This window comes from Oceanibaculum sp. (assembly GCF_022449305.1).
In the GTDB taxonomy this organism is placed as follows: Bacteria; Pseudomonadota; Alphaproteobacteria; order Oceanibaculales; family Oceanibaculaceae; genus Oceanibaculum; species Oceanibaculum indicum.
The window spans coordinates 33,912-47,558 of record NZ_JAKUSO010000008.1 but is presented as its reverse complement, the minus strand read 5'-3'; the positions used below and the strand labels follow the sequence as shown (position 1 = coordinate 47,558).

Genomic DNA, 13,647 nt, shown 5'->3' with positions numbered 1-13,647 from the left:
CCAGTAAGCTGAAACATGGACCCCCGGGACAAGCCCGGGGGTGACAGTCAGAGAAGATAGAGATCGTCGGGGCCAATCACCCCTTCGAGGCGACGTTGGCAGCACTGAGCACCGCCTTCACCGAGGCGATGGCGACATCGGCATCGATGCCCACACCGAACAGGGTGCGCCCGTCTGCCGTGCGGCATTCGACATAGGCGGCGGCCTGCGCGTCGGAGCCCTTGCGCAGCGCGTGCTCGTGATAGTCCAGCACCTCCAGCTCAATGCCGCAATCGGCCTTCAGCGCCTCCAGCAGGCCGGAAATCAGGCCATTGCCCTTGCCGCTGATCGAGCGTTCCTTGCCGTCCACCGTGATGCGGCCGACGAACACCCGGTCCTGCCCCGGCTTGCGTGCGCCGGTATCGTCATATTCAATCAGGTCGAAGCGCTGCGCCCCGGCCAGGCAGTAGGATTCCTCAAACGCCTCCCAGATCGCGCCCGCCGTGATCTCCTTACCGGTGCGGTCGGAAATCTCCTGCACCTTGCGGGAGAAGTCGATCTGCATGCGGCGCGGCAGCTGCAACCCCTTGTCCTGTTCCAGCACCCAGGCGACACCGCCCTTGCCGGACTGGCTGTTCACCCGGATCACCGCCTCGTAGGAGCAGCCGACATCCGCCGGGTCGATCGGCAGGTAGGGCACGTCCCAGTACTCGTCATTGCGCTTCGACTGTGCCGCGAAGCCCTTCTTGATGGCGTCCTGATGCGAGCCGGAAAAGGCGGTGAATACCAGTTCGCCCGCATAGGGGTGGCGCGGATGCACCGGCAGCTGGTTGCAGTATTCCACCGTCCGCACGACATTGCGCATGTCGGAGAAATCCAGCCCCGGATTGATGCCCTGAGTGTAGAGGTTCAGCGCCAGCGTCACCAGATCGACATTGCCAGTGCGCTCGCCATTGCCGAACAGGCAGCCCTCGATTCGGTCGGCGCCGGCCATCACCGAGAATTCCGCCGCCGCCACGCCGGTACCCCGGTCATTATGCGGATGCACGCTGACGATCACCGAATCGCGACGCGAGATGTTGCGGCAGAAATATTCGATCTGGTCGGCATAGATGTTGGGGCCCGCCACCTCCACCGTCGCTGGCAGGTTCAGGATGGCCGGGTTCTCCGGCGTCGGCTGCCAGACATCCAATACCGCCTCGCACACCTCGACCGCAAAGTCCGGCTCGGTGGCGGAAAAAGTTTCTGGCGAATACTGGAAGGTCCATTTCGTGCCCGGCTGCTTCGCAGCCTCCTCGACGAACAGCTTCGCGCCCGCCACCGCCAGCTTCACCACATCCGCCTTTTCCATGTTGAACACGGTACGGCGGAAGCTGGGCGAGGTGGCGTTGTACAGATGCACGATGGCCTGCTTCGCCCCCTTCAGCGATTCGAAGCTGCGGCGGATCAGATCCTCGCGCGACTGCGTCAGCACCTGGATGGTGACGTCGTCGGGGATGCGGTTTTCCTCGATCAGGCTGCGGATGAAATCGAACTCGGTCTGCGAGGCGGACGGGAAGCCCACCTCGATCTGCTTGAAGCCGGAGGCGACCAGCAGGTCGAAGAAGCGGCGCTTCTTCTCGCCATCCATCGGGTCGATCAGCGACTGGTTGCCGTCGCGCAGATCGGTGGACAGCCAGATCGGCGCCTTCTCGATGCGCTTCGACGGCCAGGTACGGTCAGGCAGATCGACCGTGGTGAAGCGGCGGTACTTGGTTTCAGGGTTCTGCAACATGGGAGCGACTCCGGATGATTTTCTTGTCTTGAAAGGGCGATGCGGCAGGGATACGGCCGCCGGGCTGCCGTCAGGCCCGACGACCGCCGCGCAGTCGCCCATGCGCAAGGCGCCCCCTGAGGCAGGCGTGCGTGAACAGGCAGAAACATTCAGAAAACGAAACGGTGGACATGATTTCACCGGCAGCAACGGACAGATCGACGACGCGCGTTATCCCGCCTCCCTCAGGAGGTCGGGCCTAGAAGTCGTAGAAGGGCTGCCGCGTGAATAATCATGCCTCTAATGTGCACAGTGCCGGCGGCAGCGTCAACCACCCGGTACGAACCTTCTTTCAGGCCGCAAAGCTGTTTTCTCTCCTGACAAATCCTGCCAAGCTTGGCCGGCCTTGAACCGGGGGGAGAGAACCATGCCGCGACTGGCCGCCGACCTGATCCTGCGCAATGGGCGCATCCATACGCTGGACGCGCGCAGCAGCGTCGCCAGCGCGCTCGCCATCCGCAACGGGCATATTCTGGCGGTCGGCAGCGAGGCCGATCTGGACGGGCTGGCCGGGTCGGAGACAAAGGTGATGGACCTTGGCGGCCGCACCGCCATTCCCGGCATCGTGGACAGCCATTGCCACCCCGACAGCTATGCCGCCCGCCTCGCCGGGTGGGAGGATGTCGGCCCGAACCGCATCCAGTCGCGCGCCGCCCTGCTCGCGCGGCTCACCGATGTCGCCGTCGCACGCGGCAAGGATGACTGGGTGGTCGCCTACCGGCTGAACGAGAACAAGTCCGGCGGCTATCCGACGCTGGCGGAGCTGGACGCGGCGGGCGAGGGACGGCCGCTGTTCATCCTGCGCACCGACGGCCATATCGGTCTCGCCAATTCCCGCGCCTTCCAGGAACTGGGCATCGACCGCGACACGCCCGATCCCGCCTTCGGCCGCTTCGACCATCACCCCGAAACCGGGGAGCTGACCGGCCTGATGCGCGAGACGGCGGTGCACGTGTTCCTCGATGTGATCCACGGCGCCGATACGCCCGCCCGCCTTGCCGACGGGCTGGAGAAAGTGTTCGACGACTGGGCGCGTCATGGCATCACGACCGTCTATAACTCGCTGGCCGGCAGCCGCTCGATCCAGGCCTACCAGCTGCTGCGCCAGCAGGAGCGGCTGCGCATGCGCGTCGGCATCATCGTCTCGGGCCGCGAGGACGGGCTGGTGGAATCCTATGTGAAGGCCGGCATCCGCTCCGGCTTCGGCGATGACATGGTGCGCATCATCGGCGTCGAATGGTGCCCCGACTGCTCCACCTCCGGCCGCACCGCCGCCTATTACGAGCCCTATGTCGGCATGCGCATCGAGGGCGAGCCCGAGCCGAACACCGGCATGCTGCTGTACGAGCTGGAGGACCTGAAATCCCGTGCGCTGGCCGCGCACAAAGGCGGGCTGCAGGTGATGATCGAGGGCGTGGGCGACCGCGGCATCGACTTCGCGCTGGACGTGATCGAGCATTGCCTGGCCGCCCATCCGGTGTCGGACCACCGCATGCGGGTCGAGCATTGCTGCTACGTCACCCCGCCGATCCTGGAACGGCTGAAGCGGGTCGGCGCGGTGGACAGCTCCGCCACCGGCTTCATGTACGATCTGGGCGAGGCCTACCGCGCCAATCGCGGCGAGGCGGCGATGCGCTGGATGTGGCCGCACCGCAGCCTGATCGATGCCAGCATTCCCGCCCCGGGCCATTCCGACGCCATGGTGTGTGACCCGAACCCGTTCTTCGCCCTGTGGTCGATGGTGACGCGCAAGGCGCAGACCGGCGCCTCGCTGGACGAGGCCGAGGCGGTGACGGCGGAGGAAGCCCTGCGCGCCTATACGATTCTGGGGGCGTGGTCAGGCCGCGAGGAAGCCGTGAAAGGATCGCTGGAACCCGGCAAGCTGGCCGATATCGCCGTGCTGGACCGCGACTATTTCAGCATCCCGGCGGAGGAAATCCGCGAGGTCGGCGTGACCGCGACCCTGCTGGGCGGGCGGCTGGTGCATGGCGGGCTGTAGCGGCGCCCGCCGCTAATACGCGGCCTCACCCTTCGGGGTCAGGCCGAGGGAGTCGCAGGCGAGGTAGCAGAATTCCAGCATCACCGTGGCGGCGAGCCAGGCGGTCTGGCCCTTCAGGTCAGCACCCGGCGTCAGCGTGTTCACGTCGAAGCCGACGAAATTGATGCCCTTCAGCGCGCGCAGCAGCGCCAGCCCCTCGCGCGCGGTCGCGCCGCCCCAGGCCGGCGTGAAGACGCCGGGGGCCGCCGAGGGATCGAAGAAATCCATGTCGAAACACAGGAAGACCGGGCGGTCGCCGACCGTCTCCCTGAAGCGTCTGGCGAGACCGGCCACGCCCTCGCTCTCCAGCGCCTCGATGGGGATGGTCTGGTAGCCGAGGCCCTGCGTGTAGTCGAACACGCGCGGCACATAGGTGAAGCCGCGCAGGCCGAAATGGATCGACCGGCTGGCATCGACATAACCCTTCTGCACTGCATAGGCGAAGGTGGTGGCGGGGTTGATCTCGCTCTCGTTGCCGGCTTCGGGATAGGCGTCGGTGTGGGAATCGAAATGCAGCACGCAGAGGTCGGGATACTTCCGGCTGAGCGCCTGCATCTGCGGCAGGCTGATGACGCCGTCACCGCCCATGCAGATCGGCACCACGCCGCGCTCCACCACCGCCGAGATCGCCTCGGCCATCGTCTCGACCGAGGATTCGACCTCCGCCGAGACCACCGGCACATCGCCGCAATCGACAAGCCCCAGCGCGCGAACGGGATCGAAATCGCCGGGATCGTCGGGCCGGTAATGCCGCACCATGTCGGTGGACATATAGCGGATCGCCGCCGGCCCCAGCCGCGCGCCGACACGCCTTGGGTGCCGGCCACAATCGAAGGGCAGGCCGATCACCGCCGCCTTCGCACCGGTCAGGTCCAGCGTCTGCGGCACGCCGAGATAGGTGCCGATGGTGCGGAACAGGCTGTTGGGCAGCGGCGCGGTCATGGGTAGCTGATTCCCAGCTCCTTCATGCGCGCCTGCGCCGCATCGTACAGATCCTGCTGCGGCGGCACGCTATCCGGGTCCAGCACGCGCACGGCGAAGCCCGCTGCCTCTGCCCGGTAGCGCTCCCACAGTCGGCGCAGGTCGGACAGCGGCGTCTCCGAATAATCGATGCGCAGGTCGAACATCGGGAAGCTGTTCTCGCCGATGGCGATCATCTGCGCCGCATGCACGGTGCCGGTTTCGCCGCCCGCTGCCTCGCCCGCCTCGATGGCGCGCAGCAGCCGCTCGGCGATCTCCAGCGACGGGTCGGCGGTGAAGGCCGCGACCATCGCCTTCGGCACCTCGGGATTATCGATGATGTTGCCGATGGCGACGACGCCCGGCGCCTGGCATTCGGCGCGGATCGAATAGATTTTGTCGCCATGGTGAAAGGCGGTGTTGCCATGCCGGTCCACGCAGGCAAGCTGCCGCCAGCCGATATCCTTCGTGCTGGCGACCACAGCGGCCATCGCCTCGGCGGCGGTGGCGCCATCCTGCAACAGCGCGATGCCGCGCGGCCCCAGCCTTGGGTCGGTGCGGTGCTGGGTCAGGAAGCCGCCGACGCCGGACTTCAGATAGACGCAGCGGCTGCCGACCGCGAGGTTGGAGGTGGAGATGACCGCGCCGATTTCGCCGGTACGGCCGCAGCGCGCGACGAGGGAGAAGGTCATGCCGCCCTCCCTCAGCTGATGGAATCGCGGACCAGCGGGCTGGTCGAGCAATGGATGCCGCCGCCGCCCAGCCAGATCTTGTCGTATTTCACATCGACGATCTCGATGCCCAGTCTGTCCAGCTTGTCGGCGGTGCGCGGCGACAAATTCGCCTCCATCACCACCCGGCCCGGCCGCACGGCGATGCAGTTGACCGCGCCCGAGGGATCGTCCGGGCTGACCTCGATGGTGCGGATGCCCAGCTCCTTCAGCTTCTCCAGGAACCAGAAGGGCAGCTGCGTCGGGTTGATGATCGCGGTATCGACATCGATCATCACCAGATTGCCGTCGATATGCAGGCGGTAGCCGGTCAAATCCACGCGCAGCAGCTCGCAGCCCTGTGCCTTCAGCACCTCCTCGACCTGGCGCGTGCCTTCCTCATTCACCCGGTTGGAACGGCCGACGGCGGCCAGCCCCGGCTTCAGCCAGGCAAAGCTGCCGCCCTCCATCAGGCCGGTGCCGTGCACGGTGCGCAGGATCGGCATGCCGATGGAGGCCAGCGTCTCGGTCGCCGGTGCTTCCTCGCCGCGCCGCACGATGGGGCCGAGGCGGGTCACGATGGCGCCGCCCTTCACGCCGATCACCGAATCGCGGGTATAGATCGATTTGTGCCGGCCCGGCGCACAGCGCTTCAGATAGACGACCTCCACGCCTTCCTTGCGCAGTGTGTCGGCCAGCGCGTCATGCTGGGCCTGCTGTTCTGCCAGAGTGGGGATCACGTCGCCGCGCCAGTACCAGGTCTGGCCCTCGACATCGCCATAGCTGCCCAGCTCCTCGATGCGCTTGGACGGGTCGATGATGTTCATCTCCTCGCCCGGCCGGTGCATCAGCACCTTGCGCAGCTGGCCCACATCATTGTCGCAGCCCCATTGCTGCCCCCACACCGTCTCCTGCTGCTGCGGCGTCTCGAACGCCGGCTCGGCGTGCGAGTGGAAAATCTTCATCGTCATGTTGTAGCGATATTCGAACTCGCTGACGGCACCCATGGGGTCGATCCTCTTCCTATGGTGGAGCGTTTTGCTTGCTGGCGGGTGTTATTCCCCGCCCTCTGAAGCCAGCGCCTTCAGGCGCGCGGCCCGGCGCTGGCGCGACCACAGCTCGAACAGCAGCAGCGCCAGCGTAACGATGATGAGAAGCGTGGCGACGGCGGCGATGGTGGGGTCGAGATGATCCTCGATGCCGTCCCAGATGCGCTTCGGCAGGGTGTAGATGTTGCGGCTGGTCAGGAACAGCACCATCACGATCTCGTCGAAGGAGATGGTGAAGGCAAAGATCGCCCCCGACAGCATGCCCGGCAGGATGCGCGGCACGATCACCAGGCGGATGGTCTCACTCATCGAGGCGCCCAGGCTGCGTGCCGCCTGCTCCAGCCGCACGTCGAAATTGGCCAGCGAGGCGGACACGGTGATGATCACATAGGGGATCGCGACCAGCGTGTGCGCCAGGATAACGCCGAGATAGGAATCCAGCAGCCGAAGATCGATCCAGAACCGGTACATCGCCAGCGCCTGAACGATGGTCGGCACGATGATCGGGATCAGCATGAAGGTGCGCACCGCCTCCGATGCGTTGGTGGACAGCCGCCAGCAGCCGATGGCGCACAACGTGCCCAGCACCACGGCCGCCAGGGTGGAGGCGACCGCGATCACGATGCTCTGCCCGGTCGCGGACAGCCAGATATCGTTGCTGAAGAAGGCGGCGTAATGCTGCAGCGACACGCCGTCCTGCGGCAGCGACAAATAATACTGGTCGGTGATCGAGACCGGGATCACCACCACCATCGGCAGCACCAGGAAGGCCAGCACGGTCCAGGCGCCGCCCAGCACCATGCCCCGCCCGAAAAGCTCGCGGAAATCGCCCTTCATCATCGCGCCCCGAACACTTTCTTGAGGTCAACGAAGCGCGCGACCAGCGCCAGCGTCAGCAGCACCGCGAACAGCAGCGTCGAGGCCAGCATGGTCGCCTGCCCCCAGCGCAGCGTCTCCTCGAAGCTGACGCGGATATATTCGGAGATCATCACCACCTTGCCGCCGCCCAGGATGGCCGGCGTGATGAAGAAGCCCAGCGAGAACACGAACACCAGAATGGTCGCGGCGATCAGGCCCGGCTTGCTGAGCGGCAGGTAGATGTGCCGGAAGGCAACCCAGGGCGAGGCCCCCAGCCCGCGCGCCGCCGAGACATAGCGCGCATCGATGCCGGTCATGTTGGAGAAGATCGGCAGCACCGCCAGCGGCAGCATGAAATGCACCATGCCGACGATCACGCCGAATTCGTTGCGCACCAGCGGCAGCGGCTCGGAGATCAGCCCCAGCGCCATCAGCCCCTGATTCACCAGCCCTTCATTGCGCAGCAGCATGACCCAGGCGAAGGCGCGGATCAGCACGCTGAGCCAGAAGGTCAGCAGGATGCAGAACATCATCCAGGCGCGCTGGGTTTCCTTCACATGCACCATCGCATAGGCGACGAGATAGCCCAGCACCACGGTAATGATGGTGGTGATCGCGCAGATGCGCAGCGTCGTCAGCCAGATGCGGTGTAGCAGCGGGCGCGTCAGCAGCGCCTCGTAATTCTGCAGGCCCGGATAGGGCTCGGTCACGCTGATCCACAGCACCTGGAACAGCGGATAGATATAGAAGATGAGCATCAGCAGGACCGCGGGCGCGATCAGCAGCCAATAGGTATTGCGTTGCGAGGTCAGCATCCGAAATCCCGCCGATGCTCTCTTTTCTACGTCAGGTCAACCCGGCCGCTTCTCGGCGACCGGGCACGAAGCAGCCGGCTGTCCTTACGAGGACAGCGTGTCCAGCCACATCTCGCGCGACAGCTCGTCATTGGTCAGCTTGCCCTTGCCGCTCGGCTCCTGATACCAGGGGCCGCTCTGGATCATCTGCAGCTTCATGTTCTCGGGCTGGCCCGGATCGATGTGCTTCATGTCGGCGGGCACCATGTCGGCGGCGGCCGGGTTGGCCGGGCCGTTGCCCATGACCTTGAACAGCTCGATCTGGCCGGCCGGGTCCTGCGCCGAGGCGATGAACTTCATCGCCGTTTCCTTGCCCGCCGGATTGCCCTTCGGCACGTTCCACATGCCCGCCGTGACGATGCCGTCCTTCCAGGTCCAGGTCACATCGCCGGCCATGTCGCGGGTCAGCAGGTTGGCGCGGGTGTGCCAGATATTGCCCATCACCACCTCGCCGGTGCGGAACAGCTCCTGGCTTTGCGAGCCGGAACCCCAGGCGACGACAGCGCTCTTGATCTCCTTCAGCTTGCTCATCGCAAGGTTCAGGTCGATCGGATAGACATCCTTGTGGGACTTGCCGGCGGCCAGCATGCAGGCCTCCAGCATGCCGTTCGGCTGCTTGCGCAGGGTGCGGCCACCAGGGAACTTCTTCAGGTCCCAGAAATCCTTCCAGTCCTTCGGCGCCTCGGAGAGCTTCGCCTTGTTGTAGGCCAGCACGAAGCTGAACATGTAGTTGGCGCAGCCATACTCATAGGCGAAGTCCGGCGCCATCTTCGACTTGTCCACGATGGAATAGTCGATGGGCTCCAGCACGTCATGCGTCTGCAGCACCAGCGTGGTGCCGGTGCCGGTGTCGCACACATCCCAGGTCACCGCCTTGGCTTCGACCATGGCGCGGATCTTGGAGCCGAGCGGGCCGGTGCCATCGATCACCACCTTGGTACCGGTGGCCTTCTCGAACGGAACGCCCCAGGCATTGGCATAGGCCTCGACCGCCGGGCCGCCCCAGTTCACCACCACCAGCTCCTTGGCCTGAGCGGCAGCACTGCCGGTGCCCAGCTTCAGCGCGACCGGGGCCAGGCCCAGCATCGCCATCGCCTTCACGAAGCTGCGGCGGTCGATCTCGCCGCGCGCCAGCCGCTCGGCGGCAATGGCGGCGCAATCCTCGGCGAAGGACTGCTCGTCCGGGTACAGATCCTTCTCGTAGAGCGTCTTGCTCAGATCCTTGCGCGATTTCATGTCCGGTCTCCTCTGATTTTACGTGTTGTCCCTGTCACGCCATCCCGTTGGCCGGGCGGCTTTCCTGTCGCTCAATTGTCGCGCACCACCACCGAGGCATCCGGTTCCCAGCCCAGCCAGACCTGGTTGCCGATGGCGGGATCGACCTCGCATTTCCAGGCCGGCGCGGTGACGATCAGATCGCCCAGCGCCTGGGTGCGCACCTGGAAGTGATAGTTGGCGCCGTAATAGTTGAAGGCGTCGATGGTGCCGGGCACGCGGTTGCGCGTGGCGGGTTCGGCCTGGCTGACGGTCAGCTTCTCCGGGCGCAGCGCGATCAGCACGGAGCCACCGGGACCAGCCGGTTCCGCAGCGCCGGCCTGCACCAGCGCGTGATCGCCGGCCTGGTAGGTGAAGCTGCCGGACTCGGTGCCTGCAACGGTGCCGTTGATGAAGTTGCTCTTGCCCAGGAAGTCGGCGACAAAGCGGGTCGCCGGGCGTTCGTACAGGTCGCCGGGGCCGCCCATCTGCTCGATCTTGCCGTCGCGCAGGATGATGATGTCGTCCGACATGGACAACGCCTCCTCCTGGTCGTGCGTGACATAGATGAAGGTAGCGCCCAGCCGGTTATGCAGGGATTTCAGCTCCCACTGCAGATCGGCGCGCAGCTTCTTGTCCAGCGCCGACAGCGGCTCGTCGAGCAGCAGCAGGTCAGGCTGGAACACCAGCGCGCGGGCCAGTGCCACGCGCTGCTGCTGGCCGCCCGACAGCTGGGTCGGCAGGCGCTTGGCGAGATGCGCCATCTGCACCAGCTCCAGCGAGGCCATGACGCTCTTCTGTGCCTCGGCCCGCTTCACCCCGCGCACGCGCAGGGGGAACCAGATATTGTCCTCGACACTCATATGCGGGAACAGGGCATAGCCCTGGAACACCATGCCGAAATTCCGCTTGTCCGGCGGCAGGGCGGTGATGTCCTTGTCGTCCAGCAGGATCGAGCCGGATGTGGGCTGCACAAAGCCGGCGATCGACATCAGGATCGTCGTCTTGCCGGAGCCGGACGGGCCCAGCAGGGTCAGGAACTTGCCGCGCTCCACCTCGAAGCTGACATCGTCCACCGCCGCGAGGTCGCCATAGACCTTGCGCAACCGGCGAATGGACAGGGAATGCGATTGCGTCTTCGCACCGGAGATCGACCTATCCGGCACCGCTGCCTCTACCATCCAGAGCCCACCTGTTCCGTCGTTCGCTTGTTGTTTTTTCTTACTAAGTTGTAAGCTTAAAACACATTTTCAGGACGGGCGAGTCTTTCTGGAAATTTTTTATCCTGTTGAAATTACGAACTAATATTACCCTAATATAGCATCTGCACAATTTTTATGCCGAAATATTGTGCAGCGCGAAAAATGCAAAATCGCGCATATGGCGCTGCTCATCCGGCTATTCCCGGCGCAGCAGCATCAGGCCGCTCAGCCCCGTCACGATGGCGACCGCGCCATAGGCCACGCCATAGGTCTGGCCTGAGGCGACCATCACGCTGAACACCGCCGGCATCGACATCACGCCGAGGAACATCATGGAGGCGGCCAGCCCGCTGGATTCCGCCGTGCGGCCCGGCCCGCCGATGCGTGCATATTCGGCGAAGGCAATGCCGGTGAAGCCGCTGGCCGTCGCCCCCGCCACCGCACAGACCAGCAGGATCAGCGCATAGGGCCAGTCGGCGCCGAACTGGCCGGCGGCAACCGCTGCCCCTGCCATGACGATGCCGTGCAGCGCCAGCAGCAGCCGGGCAGAGATCACAGTGTCCGCCATCCAGCCCCAGATCGGGCGCGAGATCACGCCGGCAATCTGGAACATAGCCAGCGCCTGCCCGGCGCGGATCAGGCTCATCTCCGCCATGCTGGTCAGATGCACCGCCATGAAGGCGATGAAGCAGAGCTGCGCGCCGGCATAGCAGAACATGGCGATGCACAGGATGCGCACCTCCGGCAGCTCGATCAGCAGCCGCAGGGGCGCCAGTGCATTGCCGCGCGTCAGCGCGCGCGCCACGTCGCGGTCGGCATCGTATTCCCGCCGCATCGCCTGCAGCAGCACCAGCAGCAGGATGGCGGGACCAAGCTGCACCAGCAGTGCTGTCTGCCAGTCGAGGCCCAGCCCCAGCGGCGGCACCAGCAGCCCGCCCATGACGCCGCCCAGCGGCACGCCGATCTGGCGGATCGAGAAGACGAGGTTGCGCAGGCGCACCGGTGTGCGGCTGATCAGCAGGTGGGAGCTGGAGGGTGCGGTGGCGCCATAGGCGAAGCCCAGCAGCACGCCGGAGAGCGCAATGGCGCCCGCTGTGCCACCCAGTGCCGCGGTCAGCAGCATGACGATGGTGCAGACCAGGATGACCTGGCTGACCCTGACCGCGCCGAAGCGGTGCACGAAGCTGGGGCTCAGCACGGCGGAGAAGATGCCCACGCCATAGACGATGGAGATGAACAGCCCGACCCGCGCGCCATCGACGCCGACATCGGCGGCGATAGCCGGGGCGGCGGCCGGAATGGAATAGGCAGACATGGTCGCCAGCGCCTGCACGAACAGGGTGGCGAACAGCGGCATATAGGGAATTTCGCGCCACATGCGGCCGGCCCTCAGTTGCGGTGGAGCACGAAGCGCTCGCCATCGACCGGGCGGCCCACCGGGCGGCGCAGCCAGAACAGCCGGATCGAATCGCACAGCCCGTCATCGAGGCGGATGGCGATGCTGCAGGCATCGTCGATGCCCGTGAGCGCGACCGTCTCAGCCTTTGTGTGTGGCTCCAGCGTGATCGTCACTTCCGGCAATTCGCCGCGCGAACAGAGCAGCGGCTCGCTGGCTTCCATATGCACCGCCCCCTTGCGGTCCGCCGGCAGGCTGACCGACATCGCGGCCATGTCGCCCAGCACCGAGAAGGCTTCGTCTTTGCCAACCGCATCGGTCGCCAGCATGACGCGGTAGAACAGCCCTTCCGGGCTGTCCCGGTCGAGCCAGCCGAGCACACGGTCCTCCCGCCCATCGCAGGTGACGTCGCCACGCAGCATGGTGATGTCGTTGAGGTGGGCGTACTGGCCCCATTCATAACGCAGCAGACCATAGGCCTGCTGGTCCAGCCGCAACCGGTCCTCGCTGGCGGCTTTATCGCCCCCGGCATCCGCCGAACCTGCTGCCATCAGCAGCAAAGTGCCAGCAACCATAAGGCACCGGTACACGCCCATCCGGCACACCCTCATGCGCCCCCTCCCTCTTGTTTCTTCTTATGGGAGAACGCTAGCGGCGGGCGATGGCCCGCACAACTGCCCGAAAGCGCGGGTCAGCATCCCGGCTTCGGCAGCTTCTCCAGCTTGTCGAGGGTGGCATCAACGACGAAGTCGCCATAGTCCAGCTTCATCTCGGTCACGATGCCATTGTCATAGAGCCGGATGCCCATTTCGTAATCCGGCAGGCCGCCCGGCGCATTGTCCGGGCCGAAGAAGGCCAGCCGCACCGGCCATGAGGGGCGGCGCAGCAGCTCCTCGCCTTCCGTCGGGGCGGGAATCTGCTTGCCGATGACGGCGGTGATTTCCGTCGCCTCCTCCACCTCATTGCCGTCGAACACCATGCCACTGAGGAATTTTTGCCCGGCTTCGGCGGCACCGAGGATGGCAAGGCTGTGCTGGGTCGGAAACAGCACATCCTTCGGCAGGTCGAGCTTTACCGGCTCCGGCGCCTCGAACTCGGCACGCACGCCCGCCGGGCCGCGCACCGCCTTGCCGCTGATATTCTCCGGCACGCTGCCGGGACGCGCGCGCTCGATGAAGAAGCGGTAGCTGCTGCCATCCTTCGCCTCATAGGTCGCGAAGGAGACGGCGACATCGGATTCACCGCCCTGGGTGTAGCCCAGCTTCAGCCGGTAGCGCTGCTCGACGGTCCAGCCCTCGCAGCTCTCGCCCCATTCCAGCGCCATCGCGCCTTCCGCCGTGGCGATGCCGCTGCCGGACGCCGCCTTGGCCAGCGCCATGCGATAGACCGCGCGGTGCGGCGCGACGTCATAGGCCTGCGCGGCCCCCGCGCCCAGCAACGCCACCGCCGCCACGACAAGCCCAACCCGATATCGCCAAGCCATACACTTCTCCTTCGGCACGCAGGGCATCCATGCGGCGGTTGCCGCTTGCCC

12 protein-coding genes are annotated in these 13,647 nt (G+C 65.6%); 1 reads left to right on the top strand and 11 read right to left on the bottom strand.

The genetic code is table 11. From position 1 onward, the window contains the following. Positions 1-76: 76 nt before the first annotated feature. Complete coding sequence (leuA, locus tag MK313_RS04620) at positions 77-1,753, bottom strand: 2-isopropylmalate synthase (RefSeq protein ID WP_287780283.1); 1,677 nt, start codon at positions 1,751-1,753, stop codon at positions 77-79. Between the two features lie 406 nt (positions 1,754-2,159). Here leuA and MK313_RS04615 point away from each other — a divergent pair, with 406 nt between their 5' ends. After that, positions 2,160-3,791 carry an amidohydrolase gene (locus MK313_RS04615; protein ID WP_287780282.1) on the top strand — a complete coding sequence of 544 codons (1,632 nt, stop codon included), beginning with the start codon at positions 2,160-2,162 and terminating at the stop codon, positions 3,789-3,791. 12 nt (positions 3,792-3,803) lie between these two features. Here the strand turns inward: MK313_RS04615 and MK313_RS04610 are convergent, their stop codons facing one another. From MK313_RS04610 to MK313_RS04565, 10 genes are all read right to left on the bottom strand, one after another. Beyond that, positions 3,804-4,772 carry an arginase family protein gene (locus MK313_RS04610; RefSeq protein WP_287780281.1) on the bottom strand — a complete coding sequence of 323 codons (969 nt, stop codon included), beginning with the start codon at positions 4,770-4,772 and terminating at the stop codon, positions 3,804-3,806. After that, positions 4,769-5,482, bottom strand: a complete 714-nt coding sequence (locus tag MK313_RS04605; RefSeq protein WP_287780280.1) for a DUF1028 domain-containing protein — start codon at positions 5,480-5,482, stop codon at positions 4,769-4,771. The genes MK313_RS04610 and MK313_RS04605 overlap by 4 nt, the downstream gene beginning before the upstream one ends. An 11-nt stretch (positions 5,483-5,493) precedes the next feature. Then, positions 5,494-6,507: a dimethylarginine dimethylaminohydrolase family protein gene (locus tag MK313_RS04600; RefSeq protein ID WP_287780279.1), complete on the bottom strand. Its 1,014-nt coding sequence runs from the start codon at positions 6,505-6,507 to the stop codon at positions 5,494-5,496. Between the two features lie 48 nt (positions 6,508-6,555). Next, the gene (locus MK313_RS04595) at positions 6,556-7,389 is read right to left on the bottom strand and encodes an ABC transporter permease (protein ID WP_008944150.1); all 834 of its coding nucleotides are present in this window, start codon (positions 7,387-7,389) and stop codon (positions 6,556-6,558) included. After that, a complete protein-coding gene (locus MK313_RS04590) occupies positions 7,386-8,222 on the bottom strand; it encodes an ABC transporter permease (protein WP_121220296.1) in 837 nt (278 codons plus the stop codon). The genes MK313_RS04595 and MK313_RS04590 overlap by 4 nt, the downstream gene beginning before the upstream one ends. 84 nt (positions 8,223-8,306) lie before the next feature. Beyond that, entirely contained in the window at positions 8,307-9,497 is a 1,191-nt protein-coding gene (locus MK313_RS04585) for an ABC transporter substrate-binding protein (protein WP_008944148.1), read from the bottom strand. Between the two features lie 71 nt (positions 9,498-9,568). Then, entirely contained in the window at positions 9,569-10,696 is a 1,128-nt protein-coding gene (locus MK313_RS04580) for an ABC transporter ATP-binding protein (RefSeq protein ID WP_287780278.1), read from the bottom strand. Positions 10,697-10,913: 217 nt separating this feature from the next. Beyond that, on the bottom strand, positions 10,914-12,095 hold the full coding sequence (locus tag MK313_RS04575; protein ID WP_287780277.1) for an MFS transporter: 1,182 nt from the start codon (positions 12,093-12,095) through the stop codon (positions 10,914-10,916). A gap of 11 nt (positions 12,096-12,106) precedes the next feature. Continuing rightward, positions 12,107-12,664: a hypothetical protein gene (locus MK313_RS04570; RefSeq protein ID WP_287780276.1), complete on the bottom strand. Its 558-nt coding sequence runs from the start codon at positions 12,662-12,664 to the stop codon at positions 12,107-12,109. Between the two features lie 140 nt (positions 12,665-12,804). Next, entirely contained in the window at positions 12,805-13,596 is a 792-nt protein-coding gene (locus MK313_RS04565) for a cell envelope integrity EipB family protein (protein ID WP_183077960.1), read from the bottom strand. Positions 13,597-13,647: the final 51 nt, after the last annotated feature.